Source organism: Streptomyces bauhiniae (genome assembly GCF_004784475.1).
Taxonomy (GTDB): Bacteria; Actinomycetota; Actinomycetes; order Streptomycetales; family Streptomycetaceae; genus Streptomyces; species Streptomyces seoulensis.
The window spans coordinates 399,065-413,146 of sequence record NZ_SRRT01000006.1; the positions used below are offsets into that span (position 1 = coordinate 399,065).

Sequence of the window (14,082 nt, forward strand, 5' to 3'; positions counted from 1 at the left end):
CTAGGGGTTGGGCCCCGGACGGGGGTCCGGGAGGCGTTCGTACACCGTCACCCGGCGGCCCCGTACCGTCTCGTCCGCGACCGGGGTGAAGTACCTCCGCAGGGCGGCCCTCTTGGCCTTGTCGCGGTGGGCCGAGTCCCGCTTGGCCACGCCTGGCGCGTCGGTGACCAGGAGAATTCGGGTGCAGTGCGGGATCTTGGCCGTGATGGCGGCGGGCTCGGATTCCACGCCCTTGAGGGTGCCGGAGGACACCGGGGTCTCCGTCAGCGCTACGTCCCGCAGCCCTGCGAACGCGTCGGGGGAGACCAGGGCCGTGTCCCGGCGGGCGGACGGGATGAAGAGGACCGCGTCGCCGGGGTGCTTCAGGTGGTGAACCCGGTCGGCGGCCGAGAGGACGTCGTCGACGCGGCTCTCGGGGGAGCGTTCGGCCAGGGATTGGGGAGGAGGGCGCCCAGGGCCGACAGGAGTGCCAGGGGGAGGATCAGGCGGGCGGTCCTCGGGAAGCGGGGGGCCGTGGCGGTGATCGCCCGGCCCAGTGCCGTGCCGATCAGGAGGGTCAGGCCGAGGTGGCCGAAGAGGATGTAGCGGTCCAGGAAGAGGGGCTTGATCAGGGATATCCCTGTCAGGGCCAGGAGGGGGACCGCCAGTAGGGGGAGGGCGACCGAGGCGAGTGAGGGGCTGCCGGGGAGGGGGCGGTCCAGTAGGGCCCCCAGGGTGCCGATCGCCAGCAGGATCGCCGGACCGATCAGCATGTGCCAGGTCAGGGGCGGTATCCAGGAGATCTGCTCGGACTGGCCCTGGCTGAAGAGGATCAGCGGTGCCGTACCCGCGACGGCGCCCCCGGCAGCCGACGCCCAGCGGACCCACGTACCCCGCCCGGCCCGCGTCCAGCACAGCGTCACCGCGTGTGCGACCAGCACCAGCAGCGCGAACCAGTTCAGCAGCGCGGCCAGCAGTACCGTCACGCCGTACGCGGCCCAGCGCCAGGAGGCGGGGCGCTCCAGCAGTACGACCAGCAGCAGCGTCGAGACCGCCGCGCCCGCCATGACCAGCGCGTACGGCCGGCCCTCCTGGAGGTGGAACTGCACGGCCGGAAGCAGCCCGAGGGCCATGCCGGCGCCCAGGCCGGCCCAGTTCCCGGCAAGGCGTTGTCCGATGACCGTCACGCAGCCCGCGGCGACCGCGACGGCCAGTACGGAGGGCAGGCGGAGGGTGGTGGTGCCGGCGCCGAAGCAGGTGAAGAGGGCGTGCATCAGCAGGTAGTACAGGCCGTGCACGACGTCGACCTGCCCGAGCAGATGCCATATGTCGGCCGTGGAACGCCGGGCCACCTGCCAGGTAGCCGCCTCGTCCCGCCACACGCTGTTCTCCCGCGACAGCCCCCACAGCCCGAGCCCGACGGTCCACACCACTGGCACGACCCACAGGGGCCCACCCCTAGGGGCCCGTACGGGAACCCCCGTAAGTCGCGCCCGGACCTCCACCGAGGTCACGACCCCGCCCCCGAAAACGCGCACAGCACAGCCCGCACCCCTCCCCCGATACGCGCGAGCCCGCAATCCCCCGTGCCCCCATGACACCAACGGTCACTCACGCCCCACGGGCGACCCTAGGTGATCTCACCCAGGAAGAGAACGGTCGCTTACGGTCATCAGCCCGGCACCCCGCTGAGCCCACCCCCCCCCGCCAAGGCCGGCGCAGCGTCGCCGCTTGCCGTATCCCATGGGATTGCGGAGGATTCAGCGTGGGGACCGGGGCCCCCGTGCCGGCATCGGCAGGGGCGGACCGCTACCCGGAGTGCAAACAGGAGACAGCGATGTCCCACCAGGCTCACCCCCCTTCCCAGGCCGCCGAAGAGGCCGCTGAGCCCGAGACCCCGCATCTCGACTTCGCCGGTACGACGCCGTACGAGGACTACGTCCGGGCCGACGTGCTCACCCACCTTCAGCACACCCTCTCCGACGACCCCGGAGAGATGGTCTTCCTGGTCACGACCCAGGTCATGGAGCTGTGGTTCACGGTGATCACGCACGAGTGGGAGACCGCCGCGAAGGCGCTCCGCTCGGACGACGTGCCCACCGCGATCGCCGCGCTGAAGCGTTCCGTACGCGAGCTGGACGCCCTGAACGCCTCCTGGCGCCCGCTGGCCCAGCTCACCCCGGCCCAGTTCAACTCGTACAGGTCCGCCCTGGGGGAAGGGTCAGGGTTCCAGTCGGCGATGTACCGCCGCATGGAGTTCCTGCTCGGCGACAAGTCCGCGTCGATGCTCGTCCCGCACCGGGGAACGCCCCGTACGCACGCCGAGCTGGAGAAGGCGCTGTGCGAGCCGAGCCTGTACGACGAGGCGGTACGCCTGCTCGCCCGGCGCGGCCACGCGATCCCCGCCGAGGTGCTGAACCGGGACGTGTCCCAGCGGTACGAGCCCGTAGGGGAGGTCGAGGCCGCCTGGACGGCCGTGTACTCCGGTGACCCCGACACCGACCTCGCCCGCCTAGGGGAAGCCCTGACGAACGTGGCCGAGCTGGTGTGGCGATGGCGCAACGACCACCTCGTGGCGACCCGCCGCGCGATGGGCTCGAAGGCCGGCACCGGCGGCTCCGCCGGAGTGGCCTGGCTGGAGAAGCGGGCCCGCAAGAACGTGTTCCCCGAGCTGTGGACGGCGAGGTCCCATGTCTGACCGTACGGAACTGGCGTTGCGCGCCAAGGAGTTGGACGCGGCCGACGCGCTCGCCGGACTACGCGACCGGTTCGTCCTCGACCAGGGCGTGTACCTGGACGGCAACTCCCTCGGCGCGCTCCCCGCGCACGTACCCGACCGGATGCGGGACGTACTGACCCGCCAGTGGGGCGAGTTGCGCATCCGCTCCTGGGACGAGTCGGGCTGGTGGACCGCGCCGGAGCGGATCGGCGACCGCATCGCCCCGCTGATCGGCGCCGGGCCAGGGCAAGTTGTGGTCGGGGACTCCACGAGTGTCAACGTCTACAAGGCACTTGTGGCAGCCGTACGGATGGCCGGGGAGGGCCGGACAGAGATCCTGGTCGACGCCACGACCTTCCCCACGGACGGCTACATCGCCAACTCGGCGGCAAGAATGACGGGTTGCACACTCCGCGCCCTCACCCCCGCCGAGATCCCCGCCGCCCTCGGCCCCCGCACGGCGGCCGTCCTGCTCAACCACGTCGACTACCGCACCGGCCGCCTGCACGACCTGCCCGCCCTGACGGCGGCCGTGCACGACGCCGGCGCGCTGGTCGTCTGGGACCTCTGCCACAGCGCGGGCGCCCTGCCGGTCGGCCTGGACGCGCACGGGGTGGACCTGGCGGTCGGCTGCACCTACAAGTACCTGAACGGCGGCCCCGGTTCGCCCGCGTACCTGTACGTCCGCAGCGACCTCCAGGACCGCTTCGACTCCCCCCTGCCGGGCTGGAACTCGCACGCCGAACCCTTCGGGATGAACCCCGAGTACACCCCGGTGCCGGGCGCGCGGCGCGGGCGGGTCGGCACGCCGGACATCCTCTCCATGCTGGCGCTCGAAGCGGCCCTGGAGGTGTGGGACGGGGTCTCGGTGGACGCCGTACGGGCGAAGTCGCTGACCCTGACCGACTTCTTCCTGGAGTGCGTGGCCGCGTACACCGAGCCCGGCCGGGTGGAGTGCGTGACCCCGTTGCGGCACGAGGAGCGGGGCAGCCAGGTCGCGCTGCGCTGCGCGGACGCCGGTGACGTGATGAAGCGGCTGATCGACCGGGGTGTGGTGGGCGACTTCCGCCACCCGGACGTGCTGCGCTTCGGCTTCACCCCGCTGTACGTCGGTTTCGCGGACGCGGAGCGGGCGGCGCGGGTGCTCGGCGAGGTGCTGGCGTAGCGCTGTAGTGGGGCGTCGGGGGGCTGTGCGGAGGGACGAACTCCGCACAGCCCCCTTTTGCCTCACCCTGGGTGACATCCCCGTGTCCGCGCACGTCACGGGCCTGATACCGTCCCGGCCAACGGCCGAATCCCCACGCTGGCCTGGTCCGCCAAACCCCTTACGTAGCTGGAAGGTTGGAGCATGCCGGAGGACGCAAGCGCAGCCCGTGCCGCCGCCGAGGAGGAGTCGGCGTTCTCCCATCCGCCCGTCGACCCCGACGCGAGCGCCCCCTACGGGGACCACCCCGACCAGGTGATCGACTTCTACGCCCCGCGCACCGGGGCGGCCTCCGCGCCGCTGGTCGTGATCCTGCACGGCGGGGCATGGCGGGCGCGGTACGACCGGCGGCACATCACGCCGTTCGCGGACTTCCTGGCGCGGCGCGGGTTCGCCGTGGCGAACGTGGAGTACCGGCGCGGCGGGCCCGGCATCCCGGCGCAGAACACGGGCGGCGAACCGGCGTCCGTACCCCCGGCGGGCCGCTGGCCGGAGACCTTCGACGACGTCGCCGCCGCGCTGGACGCGCTGCCGGAGCTGGCCCGCGAGGCGCTGCCGAGCGCGGACGCCCGGCGGATCGTCCTCACCGGGCACTCGGCGGGCGGCCACCTGGCGCTGTGGGCGGCCGCGCGGCACGTGCTCCCGGCGGACTCACCCTGGCGTACGGACCGGCCGGCGCCGTTGCGCGGGGTCGTGGCGCTGGCGCCGATCGCGGATCTGGGGCTGGCGGAGAAGCTGGACGTCTGTGAGGGAGCGGTCGGCCAACTCCTGGGCGGGCAGCACTCGTTCGCGGAGCGTGTCCCGCACGCGGACCCGGCGCTGCTGCTCCCCACCGGCATCGCCACAACCCTGGTGCAGGGCCGTACCGACCGGGATGTCCCCTACGAGGTGGCGGAGTCCTTCGCGGACGCGGCGGCCAGGGCGGGGGAGGTCGTGGGGGTGACGCTGCTGGAGGACGTGGGGCACTTCCCGCTGATCGACCCGGCGGCGGACGCGGCTGCCGTGGTGGCGGAGGAGATTGCCCAACTGGCCTTCTAGGTCTACGCCTTGACCGGGTCGTCGCCGGGGCGCTTGATCAGGCGGTCGCCGACGGCCAGGGACTTCCAGAGCTGCCGCCCGATCCGTACCTTCGTGGACTCGCCGCCATCCAGGCGGAGTTCGACGAAGTGGTACATGTTCGCGCCGTCGAGCATGCCGCGCGACTTGTCGGTGACGGTGCCTTCCCAGGCGTCGTCCTGTCCGGGTTTGCGGGATTTGAACATGGGGCGAGTCTAGGAAGACGGGGTCCCCTAGGGGCAGTGCCCAGGGGCACGTCCTGGGGATGACACATGTCATCTACCCCGGTGGGGCCCGCACGGACTAGCGTCCCCCCATGGGCACCACCTTCGACCCCTGGTCACCCGAGTTCCTCGCCGACCCCTACCCGGCCTACGCCGAGCTGCGGGCACGCGGGCGGGTGATCCGGTACGAGCCGACGGACCAGTGGCTGGTGCCGCACCACGCCGACGTGTCGGCGCTGCTGCGGGACCGGCGGCTGGGGCGGACGTACCAACACCGCTTCACGCACGAGGAGTTCGGGCGTACGGCTCCGCCTCCCGAGCACGAGCCGTTCCACACGCTCAACGATCACGGCATGCTCGATCTGGAGCCGCCGGACCACACCCGCATCCGGCGCCTGGTCTCCAAGGCGTTCACCCCGCGCACGGTGGAGCGGCTGCGGGGGTACGTGCACGGGCTGGCGGACTCGCTGGTGGGCGGCCTGGTCGCGGCGGGCGGGGGTGATCTGCTGGCCGACGTGGCGGAACCGTTGCCGGTCGCGGTGATCGCGGAACTCCTGGGCATCCCGGAGGGGGATCGTGCGCCGCTGCGGCCCTGGTCGGCGGACATCTGCGGGATGTACGAGCTGAATCCGTCGCCGGAGGTGGCGGCGCGGGCGGTACGGGCGTCGGTGGAGTTCTCGGAGTACCTACGGGGCCTGATCGCGGCGCGCCGCGCGGACCCTGGGGACGACCTGATCTCGGCCCTGATCGCGGCCCACGACGAGGACGACCGGCTCACCGAGCAGGAGATGATCTCCACGGCGGTGCTGTTGCTGAACGCGGGCCACGAGGCGACGGTGAACGCGACGACGAACGGCTGGCTGGCGCTGTTCCAGCACCCGGAGCAACTGGCTTTGCTGCGAGCGGACTTGACCCTCATCCGCACGGCTGTGGAGGAGCTCCTCCGCTACGACACCCCCCTCCAGCTCTTCGAACGCTGGGTCCTGGACGACATCGAACTCGCCGGCACGGTGATCCCTCGCGGCGCCGAACTCGCCCTCCTCTTCGGCTCGGCCAACCGCGACGAGGAAGTCTTCGACGACCCGACGACCCTGGACCTGCCCCGTAGGGACAACCCCCACATCTCCTTCAGCGCAGGCACCCACTACTGCATCGGCGCCCCCTTGGCCCGCTTGGAACTGAGCGCCTCCATGAGGTCTCTCCTCACCCAGGCCCCCACCCTGACCCTGGCCTCGACCCCACCCCGAAAGCCGGGGTTCGTGATGCGGGGGCTGGAGGAGCTAAAGGTGACCGTCGCCTGAGGGCCGGGTTCCCCGGACGATCAGCGTGCCGAGTTCCCCGGGTTCCTGACCGGGGACGACCTCGGCCTGGACGTCGAGGAAGCCGTGCCGCTTGAGGAGGTCGGCCCACTGGGGAGCGGTGAACTGCCACCGGTGAACGACCAGTTCGGCGGACCGCCCCTCCAGCCACCGCCCGCCCATCTCCTGCGCGCCGTACTGCCCCACGATCGGCTCACGGTGGGAGAAGGCGAACACGCCGCCTGGAGCGAGGCGTTGGGCGACGAGCGGAAAGAGCACGTCGGGATCGGTGAACCAGACCGCCCCCCAGGTCGAGTAAATGGCGTCCCACTGCCGGGAGTCGGCCGCGAGAAACGCGCAGACCTCGGCGTGCACGAACTCCAGCCCCGGCACATCGGACCAGAACCGCCGGGCGCGGGCCACCTGGGCGCCCGAGAAGTCCACCCCGGTCACCCGCACCCCCCGCCGCGCGAGGTAGACCGCGTTCTCCCCCTCGGCCGGCCCCAGATCGAGCGCACTCCCCGGCTCCCCGAGCACCTCGGCACCGGGCCCCTGCGGGATGCCGTGCGGCGCGATATCCGGTGGGGAAATTCGTGGGGTTCCGGAATTGGGGGGCGCGGGGTATTGCGGGAGTTTTTCGAATTCACCGGTGACGAGAAGTCAGAGGTTGTTGAACGGCTCTGGGTAGGCGAAGGTGCCCCGTAGGGGCGGTTCGTATGAGGTCAGGGTGCGGATCTGGAAGTAGTCGGCCCAGTTGGGGTCGGGTGGGGTGATGTCGTATCGCGTGCTCGGCCGGAAGCCGAAGCGGGTGTAGTACGCGGGGTTGCCGAGGAGGGCGACGAGGGGTTCGTTGGTTGCGTCCGCCGCGCCCAGTACGGAGTGGACGAGCGCCAGGCCGACGCCGCGGTGTTGGTGCGTCGGGTGCACGCTGAGGGGGCCGAGTGCGAGGGCCGGGTGGGTGCCGACGTGTCCGCGGGTGCAGACGACGTGGCCGACGATCTCGCCCTGGTCGCCGGTCGCGACCATCGACAGCTCCGGAAGCCACGCCCCGCAGGTCCGCAACTGATCGAGGAGGCCGGCCTCTACGGGGTCCGGGTTTTCCGGCTTGGCGAACGCGGCGGTGGTGACCGCTCGTACGGCGGGTTCGTCGGCGGGCGCTTCTCGGCGGATCAGCATCGGCACAGTCTTGGTGACCCGGCGGCGGCACCGCAAGGTCCACTCTTACGAGTCGGGTGCCAGGTTGACGTCGATGTTTCCGCCGCCGGTGCGGATGGTCACGTGGTGGGGGGAGGCGGGGTCGGTGGGGACCGAGACCGTGTTGCGGCCGCCGCTGGTGGTGGTGTCGACGGCGTAGGGGGTGCGGGGGAGGGTGACCTTGACGTTGCCGCCGCCGGTTTCCGCGGTGAGGGTGGTTGGGGGTTTCTTCAGGGACGCCTCGATGTTTCCGCCGTCCGTGCGGGCGGAGAGGGTCTTGGGGGCGGTGTCGATGACCTGTACGTTTCCGCCGCCCGTTCGTGCCTTCGTCGCGCCGTTGACCCCGCGGATGGTGATGTTGCCGCCGGCGGTGTCCAGGGTCAGGGTCGTGCCCGGCGGTACGGAGACGGTGTAGTTCACGCCGCAGTCGTCGCAGCGGGGGGCGGTGAGGGTGAGCTTGCCGTTGCTCACGGAGTGCTCGGTACGGGGCTTGTCGTTCGCGTACCGGATCTTCTCCGTGACGTGGGCGCCGGTGCCGTCACCTGGGACGACGTCGATGTTGCCGCCCTTGGTCGTCACGCTCAGCGCGGTCACCTTCGTGTCGATGCCGTACTCGGCCGTCGCCGACTTGTTCTGGATGGCGCAGCCGCTCAGTGAGAGCCCCGCGATGGCCGTCCCGGCCAGCAACAGTTTGGTCTTCATGCGTCCCCCTGAATTCCGCCCGCCCCCACCACACAGGTAGCAGCCCTCGCCCCCCACCGAGGCGAAACGGCTTGATCCCACCACCCAAATTGGCGGAAACCGGGTCAGTTGAGCCAGTCCTCAGTCGCCCGGTGCCGCCCCAGCCCCACGGCGCTGAACTCGTCCTCCCCGGCCCCAGCGACCACCCCAAGTCGCCGCAGCGCACGGGAAATCGGGCTGCCCTCAGCGGGAAGTTCCTCGCCCTCCGGCAAGTGCAGAGGCCCCAGTACGACCTCCCCGCCCTCCCAGACGGTGGCCCACTGCTCCCCCAGCCCCCCGAAGTACTCCGCCTCCACCCGAGCCACGGCCCCCAAGGCCGACCACGCGCCCAACTCCGCCTCCGACACCACCCCCGTCGCATCGGGCAGCAACCCCATCCCCTGCCCAAGCGATACGACCCGCGCCCCCGAAGCCCGCCGCAACAACTCCGCTTCCCCCACGACCCCGAGCAACACGTACGCCCCCCGCTCCCCCCAGCCCCGGTCGGAATCAACCCGCACGAGTGAAGCACTGCCGTCGCCGAAGCGTCACCCCTACGTGTCCGGGGCGCAGGCAAGCGCCCCGAACGAGGAGAGCCTCCGCACCTTTCCCGCCCCGCGCCCCCGGCCCACCCGCGCCTGCCGGCCGCCCTCCGCTGCGGCGTGGCCCCAGGTCTCGGCCCAGCTCCCTCCCGGCAAAATCAGATGAACGGCGCCCCTGGTCACGCGAGGATTGATCACCGCCCGCCACGAAAGGCCAGCCGTGTCCGATGACCCGCCCACAGAGCTGATCTGTCTCGCCGATGACGAAGGCAACAGCGTCCGCGTCGACATTCTTGGGGTCGAGCCCACGTGGAGCGGTGGGCTCAAGGCGGAGATCGTTGTGGCGACGCCCTTCGTGTCGGGGCGGCTCAACGTGTGGCTGGGTACGCGCAAGTTGGCGAGGTGGGCCGAGGCGTTGGACCGGCTGGACGCCGGGGAGGACGTGCACTGGATGGATATGGACAGGGGGGCGTCCGTCCAAGTTCAGCTCAGCGGGGAGCGGGACTGCCCGGAGGTGGTAGTGGAGGACGAGTCGGGGTCCATGGCCACCGTGCGGGTGCCCGTGGGGCTTCCGGACGGCTGGATCGACGATCACCGTCGGCGTCTACGACAGGTACGGGACCACTGGGTGCCGAAGCTGCTGGAGTAGCCGGGCCGACCCGCCAAGTCCCGCTGAGGTTGGCCCACGCCCCGGCCGGGGTCGGCAGTACCGCCGCACCTCGTGGATGGGAGGGCATCTCGCCCGTGGCGGCGGCACGCGTGCGGGTCCCGCTGGGCTCCGGCGGGTAGGCCGGTCTCCCCGGACTGGAATCACTCGCACGGGTGAAGCCCCGCCCTCGCCGGAGGTTGACCCCGTGCGTGGGCTCGGCCCGGTGAGTCCCGCCGCTGTCACCCCGGCCCCGCTCTTCTGCTCCGCTGGGGTGGGCCCCGGTGGCGGGAGTTGAGTCGCGGGCGGCGACCCCGGCGGTCTGGGCCGGAATCGCCCGCGCGAGTGGGGTCCTACCGGTCTCGGAGCGGCACCCGTGCGTGGTCCCAGCTCGCCAAGTCCCGCTGACGTTGGCCCAGGGTCGGCGGCACCGCCACCCCATCCCCCTTGCAGCTCCGTGGCAGCGGCACGCGTGCGGGTCCCGGCCAGCGGTAGGGGCCGGGCCCCTGGGGCTCCGGTGGGTAGGCCGGTCTCCCCGGCCCGGAATCACTCGCATGGGTGAGGCCCCGTCCTCGTCGGAGGTTGACCCGCGCGTGGACTCAGCCCGGTAAGTCCCGCTGCTGTCGCTCTGGCCCCGGTCAGCGCCCCCCTCCTCAGCTCCGCCCAGGGGACGGCGTCTCGCCGGTGTGGCCCACTTCTGTGGTGGCGACGCGTGGGCGTGTCCGGCGGCTGGTGGGAGTCGGGTCGCGGGCGGTAGTCCCGGCGCTCTGGTCTGGAATCACTCGCGCGGGTGGTGCTGCGTCTTCGTGGGGGCTTGACTCGCGTGTGGGCTCGGGCCGCCGAGTCTCGTTGCCGTCGCCCCCGCCCTGGTCAGCCCCCCGGTCAGCTACGGCCCGGATGGTGTCTCGTTGGTGTGGCCCACTGCTGTGGCGGCGAGTCGTGGGCGGCAGCCCTGGCGTTCTGGGTCGGAATCGTTCGGGGCGTCAAGCGCCGCTGGTGCTGGGCCACCCCGGCGCCGCCCCCCTTGCAGCTACGCATGGGCTGCATCTCGCCGGTGTGGGCCGCCCCGTGGGCAAGCGACACGCATGCGGCGGCAGAGTCGGGGCCCTGGTGGCTCAGTTGGGTGGGGCTGCCGCCCCGGCCCGGAATCACTCGCACGGGTGAGGCCCCGTCCTCGTCGGAGGTTGACCCGTGCGTGGGCTCAGCCCCGTGAGTTCCGCTGCTGCCGCTCTGGCCCCGGTCAGCGACACCCCCCCTCTTCAGCTCCGCAGGGGATGGTGCCTCGCTCACCTCCGTGGCGGCGACGCTGGGGTGGGTCCCGGTGGTGGGAGTCGAGTCGGGGCCAGTAACCCCGGCAGTCTGGACCGGAATCACCCGCACGGGTGACGCCCCACCCCCGTCGGAGCCTCACCCGTGCGTGGGCTCAGGCCGTCATGTCCCGGTGGTGTAGGGCCGTGAGGCCCGCAGCCGTAAGGAGGGCCGTTAGGGCGATCAGCGTTCCTACCGGCCCCCACGCCATCTCCGCCCCCGGCAGCTTGGGGAGGTGGTCGTACGGGGAGACCCCGAGCAGCCAGCCCGGAGCGTTCAGGGCCGCGCCGACCCAGCCGATCAGTAGGACCGCCCCAGCAACCGCCCATCCCGCCACCGCCGCCCTAGGGACGAACCCGTAGAGCAGCACCGTCACCGCCCCCAGCGTCCACGCCGCCGGTACCTGGAGCAGGCACGCCCCCACCACCGCGCCCGGGCGCTCCCCGTACCCCGCCCAGAAGCCCAGACCCGCCAGCAGCATCAGGACGGCCACACCGCCGAAGGCGATCGCCAGGTGGCCCGCCGCCCAGCGGAGGCGGCTTACCGCGCAGGCCAGCAAGGGTTCGGCTCGGCCGGAGGACTCCTCCGCGGAGAGGCGGAGGACTGCTCCCACCACGTACAGCCCAGCCACCAGCCCCAGCATGCTGATCATCGCCGAGAGGAACGTGTCCGTGACCCCCGCAGCGCCCCCCATCCGCTCCAGGACCTCCCGCGCCCCCGAGTTCCCCGCCACCAGGTCCGCCGCACCGGAGGTCAGGCTGCCGTACACCACCCCCGCCAGGAAGAAGCCGATGCTCCAGCCGAGCAGGGAAGCCCGCTGGAGGCGCCACGCCAGGGCGCCCGCGCTGCTCAGGCGGCCCACGGCGGGGCCCGGCCGGGTGGGGAGGAAGCTCATGCCCAGGTCCCGGCGGCCGGCCAGGGCGTACGCCAGCAAGCCCTGCCCCACGCAGGCCACCGCCAACAGCCCCAGCACCCACCACCGTTCCCCCGCGTACGGCCGCACCTTCTCCAGCCACCCCAGCGGCGACGCCCACGTCAGCCAGGAAGAGGCAGAATCACCCGCCGCACGGAGTACGAACGCCGCCCCCAGCAGCCCCGACGTCAGACCCCGCGCCAGCCGCGCACTCTGCGTCAGTTGAGCCGCCACCGCAGCCGCCGACGCGAAGACCAGCCCGACCAGGCCGACACCCAGCCCCAGGGCAAGCGCACCCGCCACCCCCAGCGACGCCAGCCCCGCCACCAGAACGACCGCCAGCACCCCGTTCGCCGCCAAAGAAGCCAGCAGCGCGGAACTCAGCGGCGCCCGCCGTCCCACCGCCCCCGAGGCGATGACCTCCAGCCGTCCGCTCTCCTCCTCGTCCCGCGTATGCCGGATGACGATCAGCAGGCTCATCACGGCGGCCAAGAGCCCCGCGTACACCCCCACGCGCCACGCGGTCAGGCCCCCTAGGGAATCGTCCAGTAGGGGCCCTGTCAGGGCCCGGAGCGAAGCGTTGCCGGCCATCTGCGAACGCAGAGCAGAACGTTCCGCCTCCGTCGCGTACAGCCCCCTAAGGGTCCCCGGCATCGACAGCACCATCAGGGCGTTGACAACGACCCACACCGGAATCAGCACCCGGTCCCGCCGCAGCGCGAAGCGGAACAACACCCCCGTCCCCACCAGCGCACTCATCAGACCGCCACCTCGACAGCACCCTCGTAGTGCCGCAGGAACAGCTCCTCCAGCGTCGGCGGAGTACACGTCAGCGACCGCACCCCCGCCGCGCTCAATACCCGCAGCACGGAGTCCAGTTCAGCGGTGTCCACCTGAAGCCGCACCTGAGCCCCCCGCACCTCCAGGTCGTGCACCCCGGCCAGGCCCTCTAAAGACACCGCCGAAGCCACCTCCGCCCGCACACTCGTCCGCGTCAGATGCCGCAGCTCCGCCAGCGACCCGCTCTCCACCGTGCGTCCCTTCCGTACGATGCTGACCCGGTCGCACAGGGACTCCACCTCGCTGAGGATGTGCGAGGAGAGCAGGACGGTACGGCCCCGGTCCCGTTCCTCGCGGACGCACGACTGGAAGACCTCCTCCATCAACGGGTCCAGCCCGGACGTCGGTTCGTCCAGGATCAGCAGGTCCACGTCGGAGGCGAACGCGGCGACCAGGGCGACCTTCTGCCGGTTGCCCTTGGAGTAGGTGTGGCCCTTCTTCGTGGGGTCCAGCTCGAAGCGGGCGGTCAGTTCGGCACGGCGGCCCGCGTCCAGCCCGCCGCGCAAGCGGCCGTAGAGGTCGATGACCTCGCCGCCGGAGAGGCCGCGCCACAGCGTCACGTCGCCGGGGACGTACGCGATACGGCGGTGGATCTCGACCGCGTCGGACCACGGGTCGCGGCCGAGGAGCTGGGCCGCGCCGGAGTCGGCGCGCAGCAGGCCGAGGAGGACGCGGATGGTGGTGGACTTGCCGGCGCCGTTGGGGCCGAGGAAGCCGTGCACCTCGCCGGCCTCGACTTCCAGGTCGAGGCCGGTCAGGGCGTGGGTACGGCCGAAGGACTTGTGCAGCCCCGAGACCGTGATTGCCTTGGTCATGATTCCGAACGTACGCTTCCTTCAGAAATTTGTGAAGTTAAGGAAGCGTATGAATCCGAGTTAGGGTTGAGGGCATGACGGAGACCGGCGTGGAGAGTGGGGACGGGCGCGATCCGGAGTCGGTGTCGCGGTTCGTGGAGCGGTTCGCGGCGCAGTTGGTGGAGGCGGGGGTGCCGCGCATGCCGGCGCGGGTGTTCGCGGCGCTGCTGTCCTCCGACACGGGGACGCTCACCTCGGCGGAGCTGGGGGAACTTCTCCAAATCAGCCCCGCGGCCGTGTCCGGTGCCGTGCGCTACCTCTCCCAGGTCCACCTGGTCTCCCGCGAGCGTGAACCCGGTTCACGCCGCGAGCGCTACCGCGTGCACAGCGACCAGTGGTACGAGGCCCTCACCAGCCGCGAAGCCATCATCAAGCGCTGGGAGGACGCCCTCCGCGAAGGCATCACCAGCCTCGGCCCCGAAACCCCCGCCGGCCGCCGGCTCGCCGACACCCTCGAGTTCTTCGAGTTCATCGAGGAGGACCTCGCGGGAATCATGGAACGCTGGCGGCGCCACCGCGAGCAGGCGTCCGACCGGGGCTGACCCCGGTTTCCCCGACTGGTTCACCTCCATGTGTGCGACTGGC

General features: G+C 71.6%; 12 protein-coding genes and 1 pseudogene. 6 read left to right on the top strand and 7 right to left on the bottom strand.

Annotated elements, in window-relative coordinates; translation table 11 throughout:
- Positions 1–1,427, bottom strand: a pseudogene (locus E5083_RS21600) (glycosyltransferase family 39 protein).
- Positions 1,428–1,816: 389 nt separating this feature from the next.
- Here E5083_RS21600 and E5083_RS21605 point away from each other — a divergent pair.
- From E5083_RS21605 to E5083_RS21615, 3 genes are all read left to right on the top strand, one after another.
- Positions 1,817–2,677 carry a tryptophan 2,3-dioxygenase family protein gene (locus E5083_RS21605; protein WP_135787338.1) on the top strand — a complete coding sequence of 287 codons (861 nt, stop codon included), beginning with the start codon at positions 1,817–1,819 and terminating at the stop codon, positions 2,675–2,677.
- A complete protein-coding gene (gene kynU / locus E5083_RS21610) occupies positions 2,670–3,863 on the top strand; it encodes a kynureninase (RefSeq protein ID WP_135787339.1) in 1,194 nt (397 codons plus the stop codon). Before E5083_RS21605 ends, kynU begins: the two co-directional genes overlap by 8 nt.
- 183 nt (positions 3,864–4,046) lie before the next feature.
- Complete coding sequence (locus E5083_RS21615) at positions 4,047–4,940, top strand: alpha/beta hydrolase (RefSeq protein ID WP_135787340.1); 894 nt, start codon at positions 4,047–4,049, stop codon at positions 4,938–4,940.
- A 2-nt stretch (positions 4,941–4,942) separates the two neighbouring features.
- On the opposite strand, the gene E5083_RS21620 is transcribed toward E5083_RS21615, so the two are convergent.
- On the bottom strand, positions 4,943–5,164 hold the full coding sequence (locus E5083_RS21620) for a DUF7489 domain-containing protein (RefSeq protein ID WP_135787341.1): 222 nt from the start codon (positions 5,162–5,164) through the stop codon (positions 4,943–4,945).
- 110 nt (positions 5,165–5,274) lie between these two features.
- Between E5083_RS21620 and E5083_RS21625 the strand changes: the two genes are divergently transcribed.
- Positions 5,275–6,483: a cytochrome P450 gene (locus E5083_RS21625; RefSeq protein WP_135787342.1), complete on the top strand. Its 1,209-nt coding sequence runs from the start codon at positions 5,275–5,277 to the stop codon at positions 6,481–6,483.
- Here E5083_RS21625 and E5083_RS21630 read toward each other — a convergent pair.
- From E5083_RS21630 to E5083_RS21640, 3 genes are all read right to left on the bottom strand, one after another.
- A complete protein-coding gene (locus tag E5083_RS21630) occupies positions 6,463–7,017 on the bottom strand; it encodes a class I SAM-dependent methyltransferase (protein ID WP_244317598.1) in 555 nt (184 codons plus the stop codon). The genes E5083_RS21625 and E5083_RS21630 overlap by 21 nt on opposite strands.
- Positions 7,018–7,140: 123 nt before the next feature.
- Positions 7,141–7,656: a GNAT family N-acetyltransferase gene (locus E5083_RS21635; RefSeq protein WP_135787344.1), complete on the bottom strand. Its 516-nt coding sequence runs from the start codon at positions 7,654–7,656 to the stop codon at positions 7,141–7,143.
- 45 nt (positions 7,657–7,701) lie between these two features.
- Positions 7,702–8,376, bottom strand: a complete 675-nt coding sequence (locus tag E5083_RS21640) for a DUF4097 family beta strand repeat-containing protein (protein ID WP_135787345.1) — start codon at positions 8,374–8,376, stop codon at positions 7,702–7,704.
- Positions 8,377–9,156: 780 nt separating this feature from the next.
- Here E5083_RS21640 and E5083_RS21650 point away from each other — a divergent pair.
- Positions 9,157–9,585, top strand: coding sequence for a DUF5959 family protein (locus E5083_RS21650; RefSeq protein ID WP_244317599.1), 429 nt, complete (start codon positions 9,157–9,159; stop codon positions 9,583–9,585).
- 1,420 nt (positions 9,586–11,005) lie between these two features.
- Here the strand turns inward: E5083_RS21650 and E5083_RS21655 are convergent.
- Positions 11,006–12,562 carry an ABC transporter permease gene (locus tag E5083_RS21655; RefSeq protein ID WP_135787348.1) on the bottom strand — a complete coding sequence of 519 codons (1,557 nt, stop codon included), beginning with the start codon at positions 12,560–12,562 and terminating at the stop codon, positions 11,006–11,008.
- Entirely contained in the window at positions 12,562–13,458 is an 897-nt protein-coding gene (locus E5083_RS21660) for an ABC transporter ATP-binding protein (protein WP_135787349.1), read from the bottom strand. The genes E5083_RS21655 and E5083_RS21660 overlap by 1 nt, the downstream gene beginning before the upstream one ends.
- Positions 13,459–13,532: 74 nt before the next feature.
- Here E5083_RS21660 and E5083_RS21665 point away from each other — a divergent pair, with 74 nt between their 5' ends.
- A complete protein-coding gene (locus tag E5083_RS21665; RefSeq protein ID WP_135787350.1) occupies positions 13,533–14,039 on the top strand; it encodes a GbsR/MarR family transcriptional regulator in 507 nt (168 codons plus the stop codon).
- Positions 14,040–14,082: the final 43 nt, after the last annotated feature.

Bases quoted from the DNA above. Each gene is read 5' to 3' on its own strand.
- E5083_RS21605 (WP_135787338.1), top strand. From the start codon at position 1,817: ATGTCCCACCAGGCTCACCCCCCTTCCCAGGCCGCCGAAGAGGCCGCT.
- kynU (WP_135787339.1), top strand. From the start codon at position 2,670: ATGTCTGACCGTACGGAACTGGCGTTGCGCGCCAAGGAGTTGGACGCG.
- E5083_RS21615 (WP_135787340.1), top strand. From the start codon at position 4,047: ATGCCGGAGGACGCAAGCGCAGCCCGTGCCGCCGCCGAGGAGGAGTCG.
- E5083_RS21620 (WP_135787341.1), bottom strand. From the start codon at position 5,164: ATGTTCAAATCCCGCAAACCCGGACAGGACGACGCCTGGGAAGGCACC.
- E5083_RS21625 (WP_135787342.1), top strand. From the start codon at position 5,275: ATGGGCACCACCTTCGACCCCTGGTCACCCGAGTTCCTCGCCGACCCC.
- E5083_RS21635 (WP_135787344.1), bottom strand. From the start codon at position 7,656: ATGCTGATCCGCCGAGAAGCGCCCGCCGACGAACCCGCCGTACGAGCG.
- E5083_RS21640 (WP_135787345.1), bottom strand. From the start codon at position 8,376: ATGAAGACCAAACTGTTGCTGGCCGGGACGGCCATCGCGGGGCTCTCA.
- E5083_RS21655 (WP_135787348.1), bottom strand. From the start codon at position 12,562: ATGAGTGCGCTGGTGGGGACGGGGGTGTTGTTCCGCTTCGCGCTGCGG.
- E5083_RS21660 (WP_135787349.1), bottom strand. From the start codon at position 13,458: ATGACCAAGGCAATCACGGTCTCGGGGCTGCACAAGTCCTTCGGCCGT.
- E5083_RS21665 (WP_135787350.1), top strand. From the start codon at position 13,533: ATGACGGAGACCGGCGTGGAGAGTGGGGACGGGCGCGATCCGGAGTCG.